This is a genomic window from Paenibacillus sp. B1-35 (assembly GCF_050474385.1).
Classification (GTDB): domain Bacteria; phylum Bacillota; class Bacilli; order Paenibacillales; family Paenibacillaceae; genus Paenibacillus_B; species Paenibacillus_B alvei.
The window spans coordinates 369,103-387,332 of record NZ_JBCHVJ010000006.1; the positions used below are offsets into that span (position 1 = coordinate 369,103).

Below are 18,230 nucleotides of genomic sequence, written 5' to 3' on the forward strand. Positions count from 1 at the left end.
ATCTGATTTCATTTGAGCTATAATGTTCAATGACAGATCGACACGATAGGGAGAGATCGTTCAGAATGAATCAACGACTGCTATACATAGAAGATGACAAGGAAATTGGAACCTGGACAAGCGATTATTTGCAAGATAAAGGCTACCAGGTGACGTGGCTGCTGTCGGGCGAACATGCACTTCAGCACGCACCTGATAGCGATCTCATCATCTTGGACGTGATGCTTCCAGGATTGGACGGCTTCACCGTTGGGCAGCGCTTGAAGCGCGAATATCCAAATACGCCTATTCTACTGCTGTCAGCCCGCACAGCTATTGACGACAAGCTGCAAGGACTGAATTTTGCGGATGACTATGTGACGAAGCCATTCCATCCGGATGAGCTAGCCGCAAGAGTAGAGGTATTGCTTCGGCGCTTCGAGAAGCAAACTCCTACTGCCATCGAGCTGAAACATTTGCGCATTTCCCTGCACGATAATCACATTGTACATGCCCAAACTGGAGAGGAAATCACCCTTACCGGCAAGCAGCATCATATTTTTGCGTTTATGCTTCGCCATGCCAATCAAATTCTTACGAAGGAACAGATCTATGAGAGCGTTTGGGGTGAGCCTTACATGGAGGGAGATAAGACGCTAATGGTTCATATTCGGTATTTGCGGGAAAAAATCGAATTCGATCCAGGGCATCCGGAAATTATTGAAACCATTCGCGGCATCGGATACCGGGTGAAGCTATGAGCTCCCGGATCCCGCTGCGCAGATCACTGTTAATACGGTATTTGACGCTCGTATTTGTCGCGCTCATGATATGGCCGATTATATTCCCATTAACATCGACCATCTTGTATTATACTTCCCTATTAAGCAATAACGAGAAGCCTGCCGAGAACATATATGCAAGTGCAGCAAAGCTCGAAGAACGATGGCATCAGGAAGCTGCCAAGCTGAATCACAAGGATGGTGTCACCATTGAGCGCCGCCTGCATGAACTGAAGCAGGAGTATCCGGAAGCCAAGCTATTCTGGGTTGATCAGAATGGAAGCACCCGTCTGAAGCTGCCGGAACAGCCCAATTTGCCTGTACAGTGGGAAGCGGGAGACGCCATTACTTTTATGAAGCAAAGCTATGATGGAGATCCGTTCACCGTTGTTGCATTTATTGGGCAGGATTCGAAGCAAGGATTTATGGTCATGCAAATTGCACGCAGCTTGATGATTGTAGATAGAGGAGGCTATAACACAACTCATGTGCTCATTATCGTAGTGCTCGTGTTTATTCTGTTCACAGCAGCCTCTTGGTGGTTCTTCTATCGGCTCCGCAATCGGCTCGTGCGGCTGGGCAAGGCAATGGTGGCCGATACAACAAATGGGCTGCCTGCACCAATCGAGATTACAAAATGGGATGAAATCGGCCAGCTCGAGCATACCTTCAACCAAATGATTAAGCAGCTCACCTCGAGCCGTCAGCGGGAACAAGAAGAAGAGTCCTTGCGTAAGGAGCTGATCGCCAATCTGTCTCACGATTTGCGAACCCCCTTGACCACGATTCGCGGCCATGCCCATTCGCTCCAGCACGAGTCCTTATCCGAGAAGGGCAAACAGTCGCTTGTTCTGATCGATAAGAAAGTTAGCGACTTGGGGCACCTTGTCGACAATTTGCTGGCGTACACGCTTCTGTCTGCCCATAAATATACGCTGCACCCCGTCCCAACGGACATGCTGCGGCTTGTACGAACATCGGCAGCAAGCTGGTATCCCATATGGGAGAAGGAAGGATTTGAGGTTACTATTCATCTCCCACAGCATTCCGTCACTTGGGTCGTTGATCCACAATGGATGACGCGAATACTCGATAATTTATTTCAAAATGTCGTTCGTCATGCCGCTGCAGGTCACTATGTCAGAATTGCGATTCAAGAGCATGAATCGACTATGGCTATTGCGATCGAGGATCACGGCCCCGGCATGGATGCTGCCTCTACAAGCAAAGGTGTTGGTCTCGGCTTGACCATAGTGGAGATGATGACAAATGAAATGAAGCTGCATTGGGAAGTTATGAGCAGCCCAGAAGGCACGGTCATGCTTATATATCCAACAGCCCTTCCTCTATCTCTCTAACGATATGAATCTAGTGTCAGCCATGTATAAGCTATCATTTGATTGATCACGTTGTAATACACGATTAACGATTAACCTTTCAACGCCCATGAACGCTGTTATGTGATCGTGGGTTTCTTTACTTTCCATTTTTTAAACAGAATTTAAACAACCAGTCGCTCTCGTTTTAACCTTCAGCCTGTATCGTTACGATTGAGGTGATAAACATTGATCGAAACAATTATTCAGACCGAAGGATTAACAAAAAAATACGGCGATCGTCATGCGGTTGATCAGCTTCGGCTTACGATTAACCGGGGGGACATCTATGGATTTCTTGGCCCGAACGGAGCAGGCAAAACGACAACGATTCGCATGCTGCTTGGTCTCATACGTCCCACTAAAGGCATCATACGCATCTTTAACAAAAACTTGCGTACACATCGGATGGACATTTTGCGAAAGGTCGGTTCGCTAGTGGAATATCCTTCGTACTATGCCCATCTGAGTGGGCAGGACAACCTTGAGGCTATTCGCAGAATCATCGATGTTCCGAAGTCGAGAATTGATGAAGTGCTCGCCATCGTTAGATTGACAAAGGATGCCCAGCGCCCAGTCAAAGGGTACTCGCTCGGCATGAAGCAGCGGCTTGGGATTGCTGCAGCCTTGTTAGGCAGTCCCGAACTGCTCATTCTGGATGAACCGACGAATGGACTTGATCCTTCCGGCATACTGGAAATCCGGGAGCTGATTAAGAGCCTGCCGTCTCAGCATGGCATTACCGTCCTTGTATCCAGCCATCTACTCAGTGAGATTGAACAGATGGCCACACGCGTAGGCATTATTCAGCATGGGCACATGGTATTTCAAGATTCAATCGGACTGCTGCAAAGCCGGGCGCAGCACCGCATCCGATTGGCCGTATCGAATCCTGCCAAAGCAACAAATTTGCTCAACACATCTGGGTGTATCGCGGAACAGCAGGAAGGAAGCGTCTTGATGAACTACATGCCTGACAGTCAGGTCGCCTCCGTCGTTGATTTGCTCGTCCATAACCAATTATCCGTGTACCGAGTTGAAGAACAGCGGCAGTCACTGGAAGAGATCTTCCTCTCAATGACTGGAGAGGGGAACAAACGATGATCGGGAAGCTGCTGTCATCTGACTTAGTGAAAATACGCCATACATGGATATGGCTGCTTATTGTCCTAGGTCCATTCGGCGTTATCAGCCTTCAAGCACTCAATTACAGCTTGCGTTATGACTACCTCGTATCCAAGCTGAAGGATCAAATATGGTTCGGGCTGCTTAGCGACATTAAAATGCTGGCTGTTCTTGCCCTATTGTTCGGCATAACGCTTGTCACTTCCTTAATCGCAAGTATCGAGCATCGCCAAAGCTCATGGAAACAACTGCTCGCGCTTCCTGTGTCACGGTTCAGCGTGTTCACATCTAAATATATCCTGAGCTTGTTCATGATGTTCACCGCATCGCTGCTGCTTGCTGTCGGATCTGTACTGCTCGGCCTTCTTCTCGGCTTCGGCACAAATATCCCTTGGCCCCTGCTGCTCAAGAACAGCTTCTATCCATTCTTAGCGGCTATGCCTATACTCGCATTGCAACTATGGTTGTCTACCATTATCAGTAACCAAGCCATTCCGCTTACTTGCGGAATTCTAGGCACGATCGTATGCGTATGGTCCATTAAAATGCCGGATTGGATGCCGTACAAGTGGCCGCTGCTCGTGAACGAAGCCCAAATTCCAGAATACTCCGTTATCGCAGGCATTTTGATCGGCTTCGTGCTCTTTCTGTTCAGCCTTGTTCACTTCATAAGAAGGGATGTGGATTGATGTGACAACATGGCTGCGATTATTCCAAGCTGAACGATTAAAGTTGGGCAAATCCAGTATCGGGCTGCTTGCCCTGATCAGTCCTTTGCTGTCCGTGCTCATCGGATTATTCATATCTGAGCAGCAGCCGCCCGAGATCCAGTGGCTCTACTTATGGTCGACGATGTCAACCACGCACGCGATCTTGTTCCTGCCGCTGCTGGCCGGTGTGTTCTCCGCATTTATATGCCGGTACGAGCATGCAGGAGGCGGTTGGAAGCAAATGCTCGCCTTGCCTGTGTCCCGCTCCAGCCTGTACTTGGCGAAATTCGCCCATGTTGCACTGCTGCTAGGACTTACACAAGTACTGTTCCTGCTAGGTGCAATTGCTATCGGCCTATTGAAAGGATATGCAGCACCTATCCCTTGGACTGAATTTCTGAGAGCCTTCTCCAATGGCTGGCTGGCAACCCTGCCGGTTGCCGCGCTTCAGCTGTTCGTGTCCGTATCATGGTCAAGCTTCGCGGCTCCGCTTGCTATTAATGTGATGCTGACACTGCCGAATGTGCTCATCGTCAATTCGGAAAAGTACGGCCCATGGTATCCTTGGGTACAGCCTGTACTCGCGATGAACGGCTTGGAAAAATACGGGGCATTCAATGTATCGGTTGGCACTCTTTTGTTCGTCATTGTCGGTGGATTCCTGCTCTTTCTAATTAGTGGACTTATTTATTTCAACCGTAAAGATATGTAGCTTTATGAGGACATCTTGCAAAGACATAGAAAAAAGAGGTAGATAGACATGGTCGTCTAATCTGCCTCTTTCTATATGATATGGGTTACACCCCATACATTTCATTTCAAATTTTATGACATTGGCGGTTGCTGCGAGGATGACTGCTGCGAAGCAGATTCTTCTGTTGTCACAGATTGATCCTCTGCAGGCTGCTCCTTACGCTTCTTGCCCATCTTTATAACTTTGCAGCAGCTCGTCCGCATCAATCTCATTTTTAATGCGACTTTTGTCATTTTTCATCCTTCAAACCTCTCTAGTTGAGTTCAGAATGTTACTGGTAACACAGGACTATACGAATCATAAAAAAAATTTATATTGGTGCAAAATAATGATCCTAAAGTCCTATCCGATTATAGCCAAACCCGTTTCATTCACGGAAAAAAGAGCAAGTAGGCAGCTATCACAATAGCTGGACAAGAATACAAAATCGTTGGACAGAAAAAAAGCAATCCTAGGATGTTACCTAAGATTGCTTCAAAGCGCTATTCATTTATCACCAAAGCAGAGTGATTTACGGTAAACAGCAATGGCTTCTCGTCATCGCTTTGCTGGTACAAAAAGATGCCGTACATATCATCCGCATGCCCATCTTCTGTGATTTCGGATTCTATTTCTGAACGAACTGAAGTGCCTAATGCGCTGCTGCGTGCAATCGCTTCTTGCGGAATTTTCTCAACAACTGCGTGCTTGTGCAGTTCCTTCTCTGAAAGATCCAATGCTGCGAATTGCTCAGACACAAGCTCAGCCTGTACAGCCGCCCATTGCAGAACACGCGATGCCTCTTCCTTCTGAAGCTGTCCGCTCCACCACACTTTGCGTGGTTTATATTTATGGCTCATATAGTAATCAAGCTTCATCAGCCCTAATGCCACGTGCGGCTTTTTGAGCCCATGTGCATTCAAGAAGGCATGCAAACGCACGAACAAATCTTCTAATTGATGGCCAATCTTCTGCCAGCCGTTTGCTTCCCAAAAGTCGCCGAATGCTTGGAAGAAATCAAACGGTGAATCGAACTCGGTATGCATCAAATACTCCATCGTCCGATCCATGCGGTGCGCGTTCCAATACTTTTCGAGTACGTCCTCCAGGCGCTTTAATCGTACGACATCACGGAACGGAAGCACGTCATTCGACAGCATTTCGTACGGTGCATGATCCATAAAGACATAGCCGTATTTCGCAGCATCCAGCCGAAGCCCTGTACCGCGCAGCATTTTCAAGAAGCCGAGCTGCAATTCCTCAGGACGCAATGCAAATACATCGTTGAACGTTTTGCGGAATGTATTGTAATCCTCAAGCGGCAGTCCTGCGATTAAGTCCAAGTGCTGGTCGATCTTGCCGCTCTCCTTCACCTTCGTTACGGTTCGCGTCAACTTCGTAAAGTTCTGACGCCGCTTCACGAGCTCATTCGTTGGATCGTTCGTTGATTGGACGCCGATCTCAAAGCGAAATACGCCAGGCGGTGCATTCTCGGCCAAGTAGTCAAGTACCTCCGGACGCATAATATCCGCCGTAATCTCAAATTGGAACACGCAGCCGCGATGATTCTCGATGAGGAACTGGAACATTTCCATTGCGTAATCGCGCTTGATGTTGAACGTTCGATCAACGAATTTAATTAGCTTCGCTCCGTTATCAATCAAATACAAAATATCGGCCTTCGTCCGTTCAATATCGAAATAGCGAACGCCAACCTCGATGCTGGACAAGCAAAATTGGCAACTGAACGGGCAGCCGCGGCTTGTCTCGAAGTAAACTACACGTTTGCCGAGGTTCGGAATATCTTCCGCAAAGCGGTGCGGAGACGGAATCTCATTCAAATCCAGCTTCGGCCGTGGCGGATTGATCACTGCCTCGCCCTGCTTATTCCGATAGGCCAACCCGAATACGAAATGATACTTCCCTTCATCTTCGAGCTCCCGCAGCAAATGAAGCAGCGTCTCTTCTCCCTCACCCATGACGATGAAGTCAACATCCGACAGCCGTTCCATCCATTCCTTCGTGTCATAGGACACCTCGGGTCCGCCAAGTACGATGCGGATCTCCGGCCGTACCTTGCGCAGCATGTTGACGACCTTAATCGTCTCCTCGATGTTCCATATATAACAGGAGAACCCAATCACATCCGGCTCTCGCTGGTACAAATCCGAGACGATATTCATCACCGGATCCTTAATTGTATATTCGGCAATGTCGACATCGAACTCGCCTTCACAATGTGCTTTCAAGCAGCGTATCGCCAGCGAAGTATGAATATATTTAGCATTTAATGTTGCAAGTACGACTTTCATTTAGATCTTCCTCTCATCAGGCACTACCTTACGTGACCGAGTTGCTCGTATCAGCCTATACCATTATAACCAAAGTAAAGACGGATCTCGACATTCATCCAAAAAACCACCATGAACAGAAAAGCAAAATGCCGACAGCTTGCTGTATTCTATACATGCTATAAAAAATGGATTATCGAATCATGCCGCCCGAATATACCATCGTCCATATCGGACGATTCCTCTTCTCTGTCATTCAAATCAAGCTATGCAATCGGTGTGCCGTTAGGAATGCGCTCATCTGCATGTAGAAGGACAACATCGCCTTCCCCGGGAACACCACCCAATACAAGCACTTCAGAATCAAAGCCTGCGATACGGCGCGGCGGGAAATTTACAATAGCAACGACCTGCCTTCCTACCAACTTGTCCGGCGTATACCGAGCCGTAATCTGTGCGCTTGATCGCTTCGTTCCGAGCGGCCCGAAATCAATCAACAGCTTAATCGCTGGTTTGCGTACCTTCTCGAACGGCTCTGCCTCCACGATTGTTCCGACACGTATATCGAGCTTCATAAAGTCCTCAATGCTTGCTTCTGCCTTGATTTGGTTCAGATTCAACTCGTGCATCACGTATCAACTCCTTATTCATACGCTATTCATTGCGTCAGATCTATTCCATATCGTAGCGACCCGCTTCTTCATCCCGCTGCTGGAAAAATTCAAGGAACGGCATGCCGAACTGCTTCAGCTTCGCTTCCCCGACCCCTTTAATACGGAGCATACGCGCTTCGGTCGTCGGCTGCATCTCTGCCATTTCCCGCAGTGTACTGTCATTGAACACGATGTAAGGCGGAACGCCTGCCTGGCTTGCCAGCTCACGACGAATAAGGCGAAGCTGCTCAAATATCGTCTCATCAATGGCAGTGCCCGCCTTCGGTTTCAGCGACTTCGCAACCCGCTGTTCAACGGTTCGCTTGCCCTTCAATACATCCGCAGCCAGCGGCAGCAGCCGCACGACCGGATACTGCCCTTCGCTAAGCTGCAAATACCCCTCGGCTATAAGAACATAGATGAGATCCGAAATTTCCTTCTCTGCCAAATGCCGCATTTCGCCATGCGTGGACAGCTTCTCGAATCCATACTGCATGACCTTCTTGTTGCGCGATCCTTTCAGCACGGAAGCTACCATCGATACGCCGAACCGCTCACGCATCCGATAAATACAGGAAAAGATTTTCTGCGCTTCAATCGTAATGTCAATCGATTCACGCTCATCCTTGCAGTTGCCGCAAACGCTGCAAGACTGCTCGCCTTCTTCCCCAAAATAGCGAACCATATAGTTTTGCAGGCACCCTGTCGTATAGCAATAATCGATCATCACTTGCAGTTTCTTATACTCATTCGCCTTCCGTTCCGGTGACGCCTCGCTTTGTTCGATGAAGAACTTCTGCGTCAATATATCCTGCGGATGGAACAGCAGCACGCATTCGCTTGGCTCGCCATCGCGTCCCGCGCGTCCTGCCTCCTGCACATAGGCTTCCATATGCTTCGGCATGTTATAATGCAGCACATACCGCACGTTGGACTTGTCGATGCCCATGCCGAACGCATTCGTCGCCGCGATGACACGCACATCATCATAGAGGAAGGCTTCCTGCATCTTCGCCCGCTCCTCATCATCGAGTCCAGCATGATAGCGGCCAGCGGCAATTCCTGCACGTCTAAGCATGTCATAGATGTCCTCGACTTCCTTCCGTGTCGAAGCATAAATAATGCCTGATTCGCTCGACCGCTGCCGGACATAATCAAGCGTAAATGCCTTTCGCTCCTCGCCGCGCAGCACCGTAAACGCCAAATTGTCCCGCTTAAATCCAGTTACGACAAGCTCGGGTTCCAGCAGCTCCAAGGATTGCATGAGATCCTCCGTCACTTCCGGCGTCGCGGTTGCAGTAAATGCCGCTACAATCGGGCGCTCGCGACCGCTATGTACAAGCTCCTGAATGAAGGGTGCAATTGTCCGATAACTTGGACGGAAATCATGTCCCCATTGGGAGACGCAATGGGCTTCATCTACCGCTACCATGGATATCGGAATCGATTTCGCGCGCTCCCGGAACCATTCTGTCTCCAACCGCTCCGGCGCTACATAGAGCAGCTTAATGCGTCCTTCCTGGGCCTGCCACATCAGACGTCCCGCTTCACCCATCTCAAGCGTGCTATTGATGAATCCAGCCTTGACACCCAAGCTGTGCAGCGCATCCACCTGATCCTTCATTAACGAAATAAGCGGCGAAATGACCAGCGTTACCCCAGGCAGCAGCAGCGCCGGGATTTGATAACAAATCGACTTGCCCCCGCCGGTTGGCATAATTCCCACCGTATCTTGTCCCGCAGAAAGATATTCAATAATTTTCCGTTGTCCATCACGGAAGCCATCGTAGCCGTATACTCGCTGCAATGCGCTTCGTGCTTGGTCCATTGTAAACATGTACGCAGACTCCTTTTCCCCGTTCCCTTGCGGCAACCTGTTGTTCTGTCCTTCATTATAACATGGGCTTTTCCTATGAGGTAATAGCTTCCACTTCACGGTTCCCTGCCCATATGCCTACCCTTTTTGCCTATTCTGAATAGAATCTGTCCGAACTTTCTGCTATAGTGATAGCATTCCATAGAACATGTCCTACAGCGCGCCATCAGCGCCATCTGTGAAGCGCACTGTTCTGTATAGAGTTGTCTACTCATCAAGGAGGTCTTACGAAATGCGTAAGCGAGAGAACCATAAACCGAGAAAAGGCCGGCAGAAGAATCAGCCGGCGAAAGCTTACCAGCCAGCCAAACCAACAAAACCACCCCATCGGACACCGCCGAAGGCTCGCGAATATACGGTTCAGGAACCAGCCGAATTGCTTAGCTTCTTATTAAATACGGTAGAAAATATGGGACGTAACTCCATCAAATCCGCACTTGCCCGCGGTCAAATCTCTGTCAATGGACAAGCCGTAACAGCCTATAATCATCCGCTTCAGCCCGGACAAGTTGTAAGCTTGTCCAAGGAGAAAATCGTTGAAGCTCCTCCCTTTGTCGGTTTGTCGATACTGCATGAGGATGACGATATCATCGTCATTCACAAGGAAGCTGGCCTGCTGTCCATTGCTTCCGAGCATGAAAAGGAAATGACAGCCTACCACCAGTTGACGACACATGTTCGTTTGCAGCATCCGAGCAACCGCATATTTGTTGTGCACCGTCTCGATCGGGATACGTCCGGCGTGATGATGTTCGCTAAAAAGGAAGACGTCAAACAGCTGCTGCAAAATAACTGGAAAGAGATCGTGCACGAACGTTCTTATGTCGCGCTTGTTGAGGGGAAGGTTCGCCAGCCGGAAGGCACAATTTCCTCTTGGCTGAAGGAAATGAAAACACTTAAGATGTATTCCAGTCCGTATCCAAACGATGGCCAGCATGCGGTTACGCACTACAAAACACTAGAAGCGAACAGCGCTTACTCCCTGCTGGAGGTTCATCTCGAAACGGGGCGCAAAAATCAGATTCGCGTTCACATGGAGGATCTCGGTCATCCGATCGTAGGTGACAAGAAGTACGGAGCCAAATCGAGAGGACTAGGACGTCTTGGTCTGCATGCGCGCATCCTGGCATTCAGCCATCCGACAACTGACGCGCCAATGCGATTCGATACGGGCATTCCGAAGCCGTTTACTCGCTTGCTGCAGCAAGACGGAGCGGCTACAAATAAAAAAGATCGCCGTTAAATCCAAATCAGCTCACGATTTATCACGGTATCGCGCTAGCGAACATCAAAAATAGCCGATCTCCTTAAAAAAGGAGGTCGGCTATTTTTTTACAATCGTTTGCTCATCTTATAATTAACCAAATCGATTCCTCTGCGCTGTACCGTCTGAGCTTGAATCATGCAAAACCCGTGCCGCTCGAAGAAGGGTCGTGCCGTAATACTTGCATCTGTTCTCATTTCATCCAGTCCCAGATTCCTCGCTTCCTGCTCCAACTTGGACAACAATGCCGTTGCGACGCCTTGCCGCTGAACATCCTTATGAACATAAAGCCGATCCAAATACCCGTCAGCAGCCATATCGCTAAATCCGATCAATTCATTGTCCCGAATCGCTACATACGTAAGATGCTGGCTTAACGACTCTGTCCAGCGAGCCAGCTTCTCTTCCTGTTCATCGGCTGGCGCCCAGGCTTGTATTTGTGCTGCAGTATAATCTTTTGCATTGACGGTGTGTACCGTATCGTAAAATAAGGCGACTAACTGGTCGATATCCTCTACTTGAAATTGTCGTATATACATGATATTTCAAACTCCTTATTTTTTACCTTTGGCATGCGAACCGCCTCCCATCCATTATGAAGTACGCCAAATAATCTGTACATGTTACGGGGCCCGGTTATGCCTCTTTGCTATTTTTTTATGTAATTCCGTGAACCTGAGGTGTGCCTCCTGCCGTCTAATCGATGTGACGACATAACTGAGGAGGATTATGATGAACACGAATTCTAATAAATTAATTGCCGCTACAATCGCAGCAAGCGTAATGCTGACCGGACTTACCACGTTACCGCCGTATCACACCGCATATGCGGCGCAGCAGAAGAATCAGGAGAATAAAAAGCTCCCGTCTACGATTGCCGAGCTCGATCCGAAGCTGCTACATAAAATAAAGGAAGAGCTAAAGACGCTCATTCCCAAAAAAACAATCGAGCTGACAGCCCTTCATACTGTTAAGGAAAAAGAATATAGCTGGCTTCGTCCGAACGAGATTCTCTTAGAATCGAAAGACAAACGCGCCAACGTTCAGATCACAAATGACGTGTCATATCACATCGAAATCGAGTGGAAGGAACTTGAAGCCTCTCTTCAATCTACGATCCAAAAAGCCTTAAAGAACATGGATCCGAAGCGGAAATTCGTCATTAAAAAAGTAGAACGTTATAAAGATAACAGCGTAAACTATTGGGCATTTCGCGGCGAAGGCTTCTCTGGCTCAATTGACGCCATTACCGGGAAGTCTATTCGCACCACCATAGATTTTCAGCTTGCTAACATAGATCCAAAATGGAGCTCGCTTGCTAAAGAGACCATTGTGTCTCTGTCCGACGGAAAACATAAAAAGCTCTCAGACAAGGTGGAAGTTTCGATTGCCAGAAAGGACGGAAATCGTAAGACAGCACGATTCCGCGTTGATTTCACGCCATATGAAATCAATATCGATACTGCATCCTGTAGGCTGCTGTCCTTCTCTCTTCCCGGCTTCAATGATCATATTCCCGAAGAAATACGGAAGAAAGTGTTCACAAAGCCTCTTTACAGCAACGAAGAAGCCATAACAGCCGCCGGACCGATAGCCAAGCAGCACTTCCAAATTGACCTGGAAGGATATCAAGTAAACGTCACATATAATGTGTACACGTTCACGAAAAACGGTAGTCCGACCGTTACTGGATCGATCGATGATAAAGGGAAATTCGTAGGCATGTCAATCTCTGTACCATCAGGCTCGTAAATTGCCACTGCCAAGTGCCGCAATTTTTTTATTTTCCCGTGAACCTCGTCCCAACCTGGCGCCATCTAATGAGTACATTAACCAAAACCGATCGATCCAGAAGGATACCGAGCCAGGTTGAAAGGCTATCAGGTTAATGTGAAGAGGAGCAGTATACGTTCACAAACAAGGAAAGCCGAGCGTCTATGGTAAGATCAATGAAAAAGGGGACTTTTGGATTTTGGAGCATGTCGCTTATTGCTCCTACGGCCCCTAAGCTGCGCTTGAACAATGACGTATACTCCTACGTTGGCGATATCCGTTACCAATAGACAAGCCTATCAAATTATATTCAAGCAAAATGCATAAAGCGACTTACTATAAGAAGCTTGAATTCCAAGTTCAGATACCGATAAGCCGCATAGATCATTGAACAAACGCTATAAAGGAGACTATTATTGTGCAACAGCAGCTAGAACAGTTGGCAGCACAGGCTCGCCAAGGGGAAAAGGAGGCATTCGGAACGCTCATCCGAACCCATGAAGCTTCCCTGTACCGAGTTGCCAAGTCAATCGTGCATTCCGATGAGGATTGCGCGGACGCCATCCAAGAAGCCGTGCTGAAAGCATATCGATCGATTCATTCATTGCGCGAGCCGAAATATTTTAAGACATGGCTTATTCGGATATTGGTCAACGAATGCCGGGCATTGCTTCGCAAAAAGAAGAAAACCGTACCGTTTGTTGAGCTTCAGCATGCCAGAACCGAGACTGACGATTACGTGCATATTGAAACACTAGAGATCGTCAACGCTTTGGATGAGGATCTTCGAATTGTCGTCACGCTATTTTATCTGGAAGACTTGCCGCTTAAGGAAGTTGCGGATCTGCTGGATCAGCCCGTCGGCACGATAAAGTCCCGACTTTACCGGGCGCGAAATAAACTGGCGGATATGTTCAATATCCATAACGGCAGCGGAAAGGAGCTTATGATCTGAATGGATTCACATGTAGACAAGCAAATCCGCGAACGGCTTGCCGCTGATCTCGGCTCTGGAATTCCCAAGCTCGTGAAATCGCGATTGGAACAAACGCTTCACTCGCTGGAAACCGAGCCTGCGCCTGCTGCGGAACTTCTTGATATACGCAACAGCCTGCACAGCAAACGAAGACGCAAAGCTTGGTATGTCGCCGTGTCGGCCCTGCTCATCATCAGCGGGATATTAGCTTCGGGCTTCATTTCACCCGTTATGGCCGAAACGCTCAAAAAAGTGCCCTTTATCGGGCAAATCTTCGATTCGCTTGGCGATGACCTGCTGCAGCATGCCAATCGGAACGGCATGTCCGTTCCCGTGAATCTTAGCGCGACGGACAACGGCATCACATTGACCATTACAGAAATATTGTACGACGGCGCTCAAATCAAGCTCGGGTTCAAGGAGGAATCGCAGGCGGAGCTTCCTGTTATTACGCCTAACTATCAAAGATTCGAAATGCCCAATTTGAGCAGTGACGACCCGACGATATCTTGGATCTATGCCATGACGAAAACACAAGCCAAGTCCCCGACCGAGCATTTCGGCATTTTGACGTTCGGATCAATGAATGGCGAGATACTGGAGCAAAGCGACAAGATTCCGGATAACTTTACCCTCTCTTTTACGATCAAGCAGGTCGGTGACGTTAACGGAGTTAAAGGGAACTGGGAGTTCCATGTTCCCATCAAGCTGAATAACGCGCCTACCAAAAAAATATCGGTCATGGAAACAAAAAAAACGCTGGACGGGCGCGGCTATATCACGCTGCAATCTGTTATCGCTTCGCCGCTTGGCACGGAAATCCGGTTTTTGACCCAATCCAGTCAGACTGCCCGCAAAGCTAATAGTCCCGATTTCACAGGGCTTGACATCAGCTTCCTCGTCATAGACGAGAACGGCAATGAGATTGCATGGGAAGGAGGACGCGGCAGATATAGCGGAACGCGGCCGAAGAATGCAGAGTACGAAATGCTGTATCAGTATGCGCCACTGGCCGAGCATGTGAAATCGATCCGCTTCCTGCCTGTCGGGAGAGCAAATCGGTACGGGGATGTAGCCATTCCGTTAGACCTAAACGCTCTGCCATGCAAGCTGCAGCAAGGCGATATCGGTTCCGTTACTGTAAAGAGCCTAATGTTCGAACAGGACAAAACAATTGTCCATTATGATATTAAAGGCGATTGGCCGTCAGCTCAGTCCCAAAGGCTTGTATTCATTCAAGGCAAGCAGAAACATCTTACTTACAAATGGAACACAAAACTATTGAGCAAAAGCAACGGGATACATTCCTATGTTAGCGAGTATGAGCCCATGGATAAAAATCAGGAGATTAAATTGTATACACCCAAGATGACCAAGCCGATTTTCTTTAAGGAGCTTGAATTCCAAATCCCAATACGGTAAAATCCGATAAAGTACAAAAGAGAAGTAAGTTTCGACAACTCCTACTATTCATTTCAGTTAGAATCATTCATAATGGGGATGAGATGGAGTCAATTCACATCTTACCGATCTATTTGCCGCACGGGGGTGATACGATGACTGAGCACATGGAGAACCAGGGTGGTGCTGAAGCTGCAGAGAGTAAGAAAGTGAGCTTGGCGGATGCCGCGAAGCGCATGCTGCAGCAGAAGAAGCAAGCCCAAGGGAAATCGCAAGGCGTGCACAAGCATCATGAGTCTGGCCAACCGACAATGAAGAGCCAGCATACGAAGAAGACGAACAACCAGCGTAAACGCATGGGTGTGTGAAACCGTGGAGGGGCGAGCCTCAGAGCTTTATGTTCTGAAGTTCAGCCCCTCTTTCATGTATAACCTGCATCCGATATCCAATTGCACCAGAAACTTTGCTGCAACCCCTCCAATAATGGTATATTGAGAACATACTGAGAAATGACTTCAGATTATGAATTCAAGGAACAGAGGTGGCTACCCATGGTAAATTTCGAGCAGCAATTAGAAAAGTATGCTGAACTTATTGTAAAGGTCGGCGTCAACGTACAAAAGGATCAGGATGTATTCGTAAACAGTTCTATCGAAGTCGCTCCACTTGCCCGCCTCGTTGCTAGCAAAGCATATGAAGCAGGCGCACGCAACGTACATATCGATTGGTCAGACGAGACTGCTACTCGCTTGAAATTTGAGAAGGCATCTGACGACGTGTTCACCCAATTCCCAGAATGGGAAGGAATGAAACGCAACTCTTTCGTCGATAAAGGTGCTGCATTCATCTCTATCGTCTCTTCCAGCCCAGACCTGCTGAAAGGGGTCGATCCACAGCGTATCGGCAACAACCAAAAAGCATCTGGACAAGCACTGGAGCATTTCCGCCGCTGCGTACAAGCGAACAAAGTAAGCTGGACGGTCGTTGCAGCCTCTTCTCGCGATTGGGCGGCAAAAGTATTCCCTGGCGTAGCTGTAGAAGAAGCAGTTGAGAAGCTGTGGGAAGCGATCTTCACATCCATCCGTTTGAATTCGGATAATCCGGTTCAAGCTTGGACGGAACATAATGAAAACCTGCATAAAAAGGTTGAAGTATTAAACGGCAAGCATTTCCACAAGCTGCACTATACAGCTCCTGGAACAGACCTGACGATCGAATTGCCAGAAAAGCATCTGTGGGTAGGCGCAGGCAGCGTCAACGAGCAGGACGTGCCGTTCATGGCGAACATGCCAACAGAAGAAGTATTCACGGTGCCTCATAAGTTAGGCGTTAACGGCTATGTGTCCAGCACGAAGCCGCTTAGCTATGGCGGCAACCTGATCGATAACTTTAAAATCACATTCGAAAATGGCCGCATTGTAAAGGTAGAAGCCGAACAAGGCCAAGAAATCCTGCAGCAGCTCGTCGACACAGATGAAGGCTCACATTTCTTGGGCGAAGTGGCGCTTGTGCCGCATCAATCTCCAATCTCCGAATCGAACATCTTGTTCTACAACACGCTGTTCGATGAGAATGCATCCAACCACTTGGCGATCGGAAGCGGCTATGCATTCAACGTAGAGGGCGGAACGAAGATGTCCCAAGAAGAGTTGGAAGAGAGCGGCGTGAACCGCAGCATTACGCACGTAGACTTCATGATCGGTTCTGCGGACATGGATATCGACGGCATTCATAAGGATGGGACAACAGAGCCTATCTTCCGCAAAGGCAACTGGGCAATCTAATAATGGCATATGCAAAGCAGTAGAAGCTTCCCGCTTCTGCTGCTTTTTTTATCGCAATCATGTATTGCTCTCCGCTCCATACCTGCCGCATAATGGGAGAATAAGACAGAAGCAAGAAAGAAGATCGGTTGCCGTTTCTTGCATGCTGAATCTAATCATTTGGAATTCGAGGTGTTCCCCTCCATGCGCATATGGCATGATTTCAAGCAATTCCTTCGAGTAAAAGGCGCTCTGCATCTCGTCCTTACCCTGTTCCTGTACGGCATCGGCATGGGGATTCTGGCCCCAATGAACGCGATTTATTTGCGGGAATCGTTAGGGCTCGGCAAGGTAGAGATTGCATCTATTTTTGCAATTTCCCTGTTTCTGAACATGGTGCTTACGATTGGTGTCGGCATGATTAGCGATTCTATGAAGCGCAAGAAGACAATTCCCCTGCTCGCGTCTATTGTCTGTATGATTGGCCTCGTCATCTATATGAATGCAGACAGCTATGTACAGGCGCTAATCGGGATGGCTCTCGCCACTGCCCCTTCTGGGATGATTATGGGGCAGCTATTCGCGATGGCGCGAAATCATGTTACGCGGCTTGCTCCTGATATTGTGGAGATGGCGCAAATCTGGATGCGCGCCACGTACAGCGTTGGCTTCTTTACCGGGCTACTCGTCGGCGCAAACTTATACTTGCTGGCGACGTTCCACGGGGTACTGTGGGGCAATCTTGCCGGATATGCTTCCTTGTTCCTGCTGCTCTTGTTCTACAAGGAAATTACGCTCGATTCGTCAGCAGCATCCGCCAAAGCAGGCGAACCCTTTTCACTCATCATGCTCTTTGCCATCCTGCTCCTATCATGTGCTGATGCCATACGCGGCTTATACTTGCCGCTTGTTGTGAACGAGCAATTCGGCGATCCGAGATTGATGTCCTTCATATGGAGCATACAAGCCATATTCGAGCTCCTGTTCATGACGATGGCGGGCTATTGGGCCGCCAAGTATGGCAGCAAACCCATTATTATGTTCGGAGGGTTGTTCGCACTTATAACTTATATTGCTTATAGCACAAGCGATTCCTTGACGGTGTTTTTCCTTATGCAGCCGTTGTATTCTTTCTTTGTTTCCGTTTTATACGGTGTCGCAATGGGCTACGTGCAGCGCATGTTCATACATAAGGCAGGATTTGGTGCCAGTTTATACGTGTTCATTTCGCAAACGGCTTCTTTAATCGGCTACTTCCTGCCGCTCTTCATTGATGGTGTCACGCCGCAAATCTTCTGGATTCCAGCCGCGCTTATCGTTGCTTCCATGGGGTTGATGACAAGTGCGCTTTATACGGGACGGCAACAGCTATCAGCCTAAGCATACGTAAGGAATAGAATGAATCATGGACTCATTTATAGATACTATTTTCCTTCACTATATCAATAAAAAACTAAAATAGCATGGGGAGGCAGCTCCATGCTATTTCAGTTCTTCATTCATCAAACCTGACTTGAAAGTTGTGCCT

At 48.3% G+C, this 18,230-nt stretch carries 18 protein-coding genes; 13 read left to right on the forward strand and 5 right to left on the reverse strand.

Annotation, left to right across the window (positions count from 1 at the left end; genetic code table 11):
* The first annotated feature begins 65 nt into the window (after window positions 1-65).
* The 5 genes from ACQ5BJ_RS20875 to ACQ5BJ_RS20895 all read left to right on the forward strand — a co-directional run bounded on the left by ACQ5BJ_RS20875 (window position 66) and on the right by ACQ5BJ_RS20895 (window position 4,684).
* Window positions 66-740: a response regulator transcription factor gene (locus ACQ5BJ_RS20875; protein ID WP_268598782.1), complete on the forward strand. Its 675-nt coding sequence runs from the start codon at window positions 66-68 to the stop codon at window positions 738-740.
* On the forward strand, window positions 737-2,119 hold the full coding sequence (locus tag ACQ5BJ_RS20880) for a sensor histidine kinase (RefSeq protein WP_289356226.1): 1,383 nt from the start codon (window positions 737-739) through the stop codon (window positions 2,117-2,119). The genes ACQ5BJ_RS20875 and ACQ5BJ_RS20880 overlap by 4 nt, the downstream gene beginning before the upstream one ends.
* A gap of 207 nt (window positions 2,120-2,326) precedes the next feature.
* The gene (locus tag ACQ5BJ_RS20885) at window positions 2,327-3,241 is read left to right on the forward strand and encodes an ABC transporter ATP-binding protein (protein ID WP_289356227.1); all 915 of its coding nucleotides are present in this window, start codon (window positions 2,327-2,329) and stop codon (window positions 3,239-3,241) included.
* Window positions 3,238-3,951 (forward strand): ABC transporter permease, encoded by a 714-nt coding sequence (locus ACQ5BJ_RS20890; RefSeq protein WP_005548736.1) that lies wholly within the window; start codon window positions 3,238-3,240, stop codon window positions 3,949-3,951. Before ACQ5BJ_RS20885 ends, ACQ5BJ_RS20890 begins: the two co-directional genes overlap by 4 nt.
* Window position 3,952: 1 nt before the next feature.
* Window positions 3,953-4,684 carry an ABC transporter permease gene (locus ACQ5BJ_RS20895; protein ID WP_289356228.1) on the forward strand — a complete coding sequence of 244 codons (732 nt, stop codon included), beginning with the start codon at window positions 3,953-3,955 and terminating at the stop codon, window positions 4,682-4,684.
* A gap of 113 nt (window positions 4,685-4,797) precedes the next feature.
* Here the strand turns inward: ACQ5BJ_RS20895 and ACQ5BJ_RS20900 are convergent, their stop codons facing one another.
* The 4 genes from ACQ5BJ_RS20900 to recQ all read right to left on the reverse strand — a co-directional run bounded on the left by ACQ5BJ_RS20900 (window position 4,798) and on the right by recQ (window position 9,486).
* Window positions 4,798-4,959 carry a hypothetical protein gene (locus tag ACQ5BJ_RS20900; RefSeq protein ID WP_289356229.1) on the reverse strand — a complete coding sequence of 54 codons (162 nt, stop codon included), beginning with the start codon at window positions 4,957-4,959 and terminating at the stop codon, window positions 4,798-4,800.
* A gap of 249 nt (window positions 4,960-5,208) precedes the next feature.
* The gene (locus ACQ5BJ_RS20905; RefSeq protein ID WP_289356230.1) at window positions 5,209-7,017 is read right to left on the reverse strand and encodes a B12-binding domain-containing radical SAM protein; all 1,809 of its coding nucleotides are present in this window, start codon (window positions 7,015-7,017) and stop codon (window positions 5,209-5,211) included.
* Window positions 7,018-7,262: 245 nt separating this feature from the next.
* The gene (gene csaA / locus ACQ5BJ_RS20910) at window positions 7,263-7,625 is read right to left on the reverse strand and encodes a chaperone CsaA (protein ID WP_005548744.1); all 363 of its coding nucleotides are present in this window, start codon (window positions 7,623-7,625) and stop codon (window positions 7,263-7,265) included.
* Between the two features lie 43 nt (window positions 7,626-7,668).
* Window positions 7,669-9,486: a DNA helicase RecQ gene (gene recQ, locus ACQ5BJ_RS20915; RefSeq protein WP_163979886.1), complete on the reverse strand. Its 1,818-nt coding sequence runs from the start codon at window positions 9,484-9,486 to the stop codon at window positions 7,669-7,671.
* A 271-nt stretch (window positions 9,487-9,757) separates the two neighbouring features.
* Here recQ and ACQ5BJ_RS20920 point away from each other — a divergent pair, with 271 nt between their 5' ends.
* Entirely contained in the window at window positions 9,758-10,768 is a 1,011-nt protein-coding gene (locus tag ACQ5BJ_RS20920) for an RluA family pseudouridine synthase (RefSeq protein WP_289356232.1), read from the forward strand.
* 89 nt (window positions 10,769-10,857) lie between these two features.
* Here ACQ5BJ_RS20920 and ACQ5BJ_RS20925 read toward each other — a convergent pair whose 3' ends face one another.
* Window positions 10,858-11,328 (reverse strand): GNAT family N-acetyltransferase, encoded by a 471-nt coding sequence (locus ACQ5BJ_RS20925; RefSeq protein WP_268598789.1) that lies wholly within the window; start codon window positions 11,326-11,328, stop codon window positions 10,858-10,860.
* 193 nt (window positions 11,329-11,521) lie between these two features.
* On the opposite strand from ACQ5BJ_RS20925, the gene ACQ5BJ_RS20930 reads away from it, so the two are divergent.
* The 7 genes from ACQ5BJ_RS20930 (at window position 11,522) to ACQ5BJ_RS20960 (ending at window position 18,082) form a co-directional block, all read left to right on the forward strand.
* Entirely contained in the window at window positions 11,522-12,541 is a 1,020-nt protein-coding gene (locus tag ACQ5BJ_RS20930; RefSeq protein ID WP_005548749.1) for a hypothetical protein, read from the forward strand.
* Window positions 12,542-12,726: 185 nt separating this feature from the next.
* Complete coding sequence (locus tag ACQ5BJ_RS20935; protein ID WP_268633217.1) at window positions 12,727-12,852, forward strand: hypothetical protein; 126 nt, start codon at window positions 12,727-12,729, stop codon at window positions 12,850-12,852.
* A gap of 128 nt (window positions 12,853-12,980) precedes the next feature.
* On the forward strand, window positions 12,981-13,517 hold the full coding sequence (locus tag ACQ5BJ_RS20940; RefSeq protein ID WP_005548751.1) for a sigma-70 family RNA polymerase sigma factor: 537 nt from the start codon (window positions 12,981-12,983) through the stop codon (window positions 13,515-13,517).
* On the forward strand, window positions 13,518-14,960 hold the full coding sequence (locus ACQ5BJ_RS20945) for a DUF4179 domain-containing protein (protein WP_289356234.1): 1,443 nt from the start codon (window positions 13,518-13,520) through the stop codon (window positions 14,958-14,960). It abuts the gene before it with no gap.
* Window positions 14,961-15,094: 134 nt separating this feature from the next.
* Complete coding sequence (locus ACQ5BJ_RS20950) at window positions 15,095-15,307, forward strand: hypothetical protein (protein ID WP_005548755.1); 213 nt, start codon at window positions 15,095-15,097, stop codon at window positions 15,305-15,307.
* A 183-nt stretch (window positions 15,308-15,490) separates the two neighbouring features.
* A complete protein-coding gene (locus tag ACQ5BJ_RS20955; protein ID WP_430112205.1) occupies window positions 15,491-16,723 on the forward strand; it encodes an aminopeptidase in 1,233 nt (410 codons plus the stop codon).
* A 183-nt stretch (window positions 16,724-16,906) separates the two neighbouring features.
* Window positions 16,907-18,082, forward strand: a complete 1,176-nt coding sequence (locus ACQ5BJ_RS20960) for an MFS transporter (RefSeq protein ID WP_005548759.1) — start codon at window positions 16,907-16,909, stop codon at window positions 18,080-18,082.
* Window positions 18,083-18,230 lie beyond the last annotated feature (148 nt).

Bases quoted from the DNA above. Each gene is read 5' to 3' on its own strand.
- ACQ5BJ_RS20875 (WP_268598782.1), top strand. From the start codon at position 66: ATGAATCAACGACTGCTATACATAGAAGATGACAAGGAAATTGGAACC.
- ACQ5BJ_RS20880 (WP_289356226.1), top strand. From the start codon at position 737: ATGAGCTCCCGGATCCCGCTGCGCAGATCACTGTTAATACGGTATTTG.
- ACQ5BJ_RS20890 (WP_005548736.1), top strand. From the start codon at position 3,238: ATGATCGGGAAGCTGCTGTCATCTGACTTAGTGAAAATACGCCATACA.
- ACQ5BJ_RS20900 (WP_289356229.1), bottom strand. From the start codon at position 4,959: ATGACAAAAGTCGCATTAAAAATGAGATTGATGCGGACGAGCTGCTGC.
- ACQ5BJ_RS20905 (WP_289356230.1), bottom strand. From the start codon at position 7,017: ATGAAAGTCGTACTTGCAACATTAAATGCTAAATATATTCATACTTCG.
- csaA (WP_005548744.1), bottom strand. From the start codon at position 7,625: ATGCACGAGTTGAATCTGAACCAAATCAAGGCAGAAGCAAGCATTGAG.
- recQ (WP_163979886.1), bottom strand. From the start codon at position 9,486: ATGTTTACAATGGACCAAGCACGAAGCGCATTGCAGCGAGTATACGGC.
- ACQ5BJ_RS20920 (WP_289356232.1), top strand. From the start codon at position 9,758: ATGCGTAAGCGAGAGAACCATAAACCGAGAAAAGGCCGGCAGAAGAAT.
- ACQ5BJ_RS20925 (WP_268598789.1), bottom strand. From the start codon at position 11,328: ATGTATATACGACAATTTCAAGTAGAGGATATCGACCAGTTAGTCGCC.
- ACQ5BJ_RS20930 (WP_005548749.1), top strand. From the start codon at position 11,522: ATGAACACGAATTCTAATAAATTAATTGCCGCTACAATCGCAGCAAGC.
- ACQ5BJ_RS20935 (WP_268633217.1), top strand. From the start codon at position 12,727: ATGGTAAGATCAATGAAAAAGGGGACTTTTGGATTTTGGAGCATGTCG.
- ACQ5BJ_RS20945 (WP_289356234.1), top strand. From the start codon at position 13,518: ATGGATTCACATGTAGACAAGCAAATCCGCGAACGGCTTGCCGCTGAT.
- ACQ5BJ_RS20950 (WP_005548755.1), top strand. From the start codon at position 15,095: ATGACTGAGCACATGGAGAACCAGGGTGGTGCTGAAGCTGCAGAGAGT.
- ACQ5BJ_RS20955 (WP_430112205.1), top strand. From the start codon at position 15,491: ATGGTAAATTTCGAGCAGCAATTAGAAAAGTATGCTGAACTTATTGTA.
- ACQ5BJ_RS20960 (WP_005548759.1), top strand. From the start codon at position 16,907: ATGCGCATATGGCATGATTTCAAGCAATTCCTTCGAGTAAAAGGCGCT.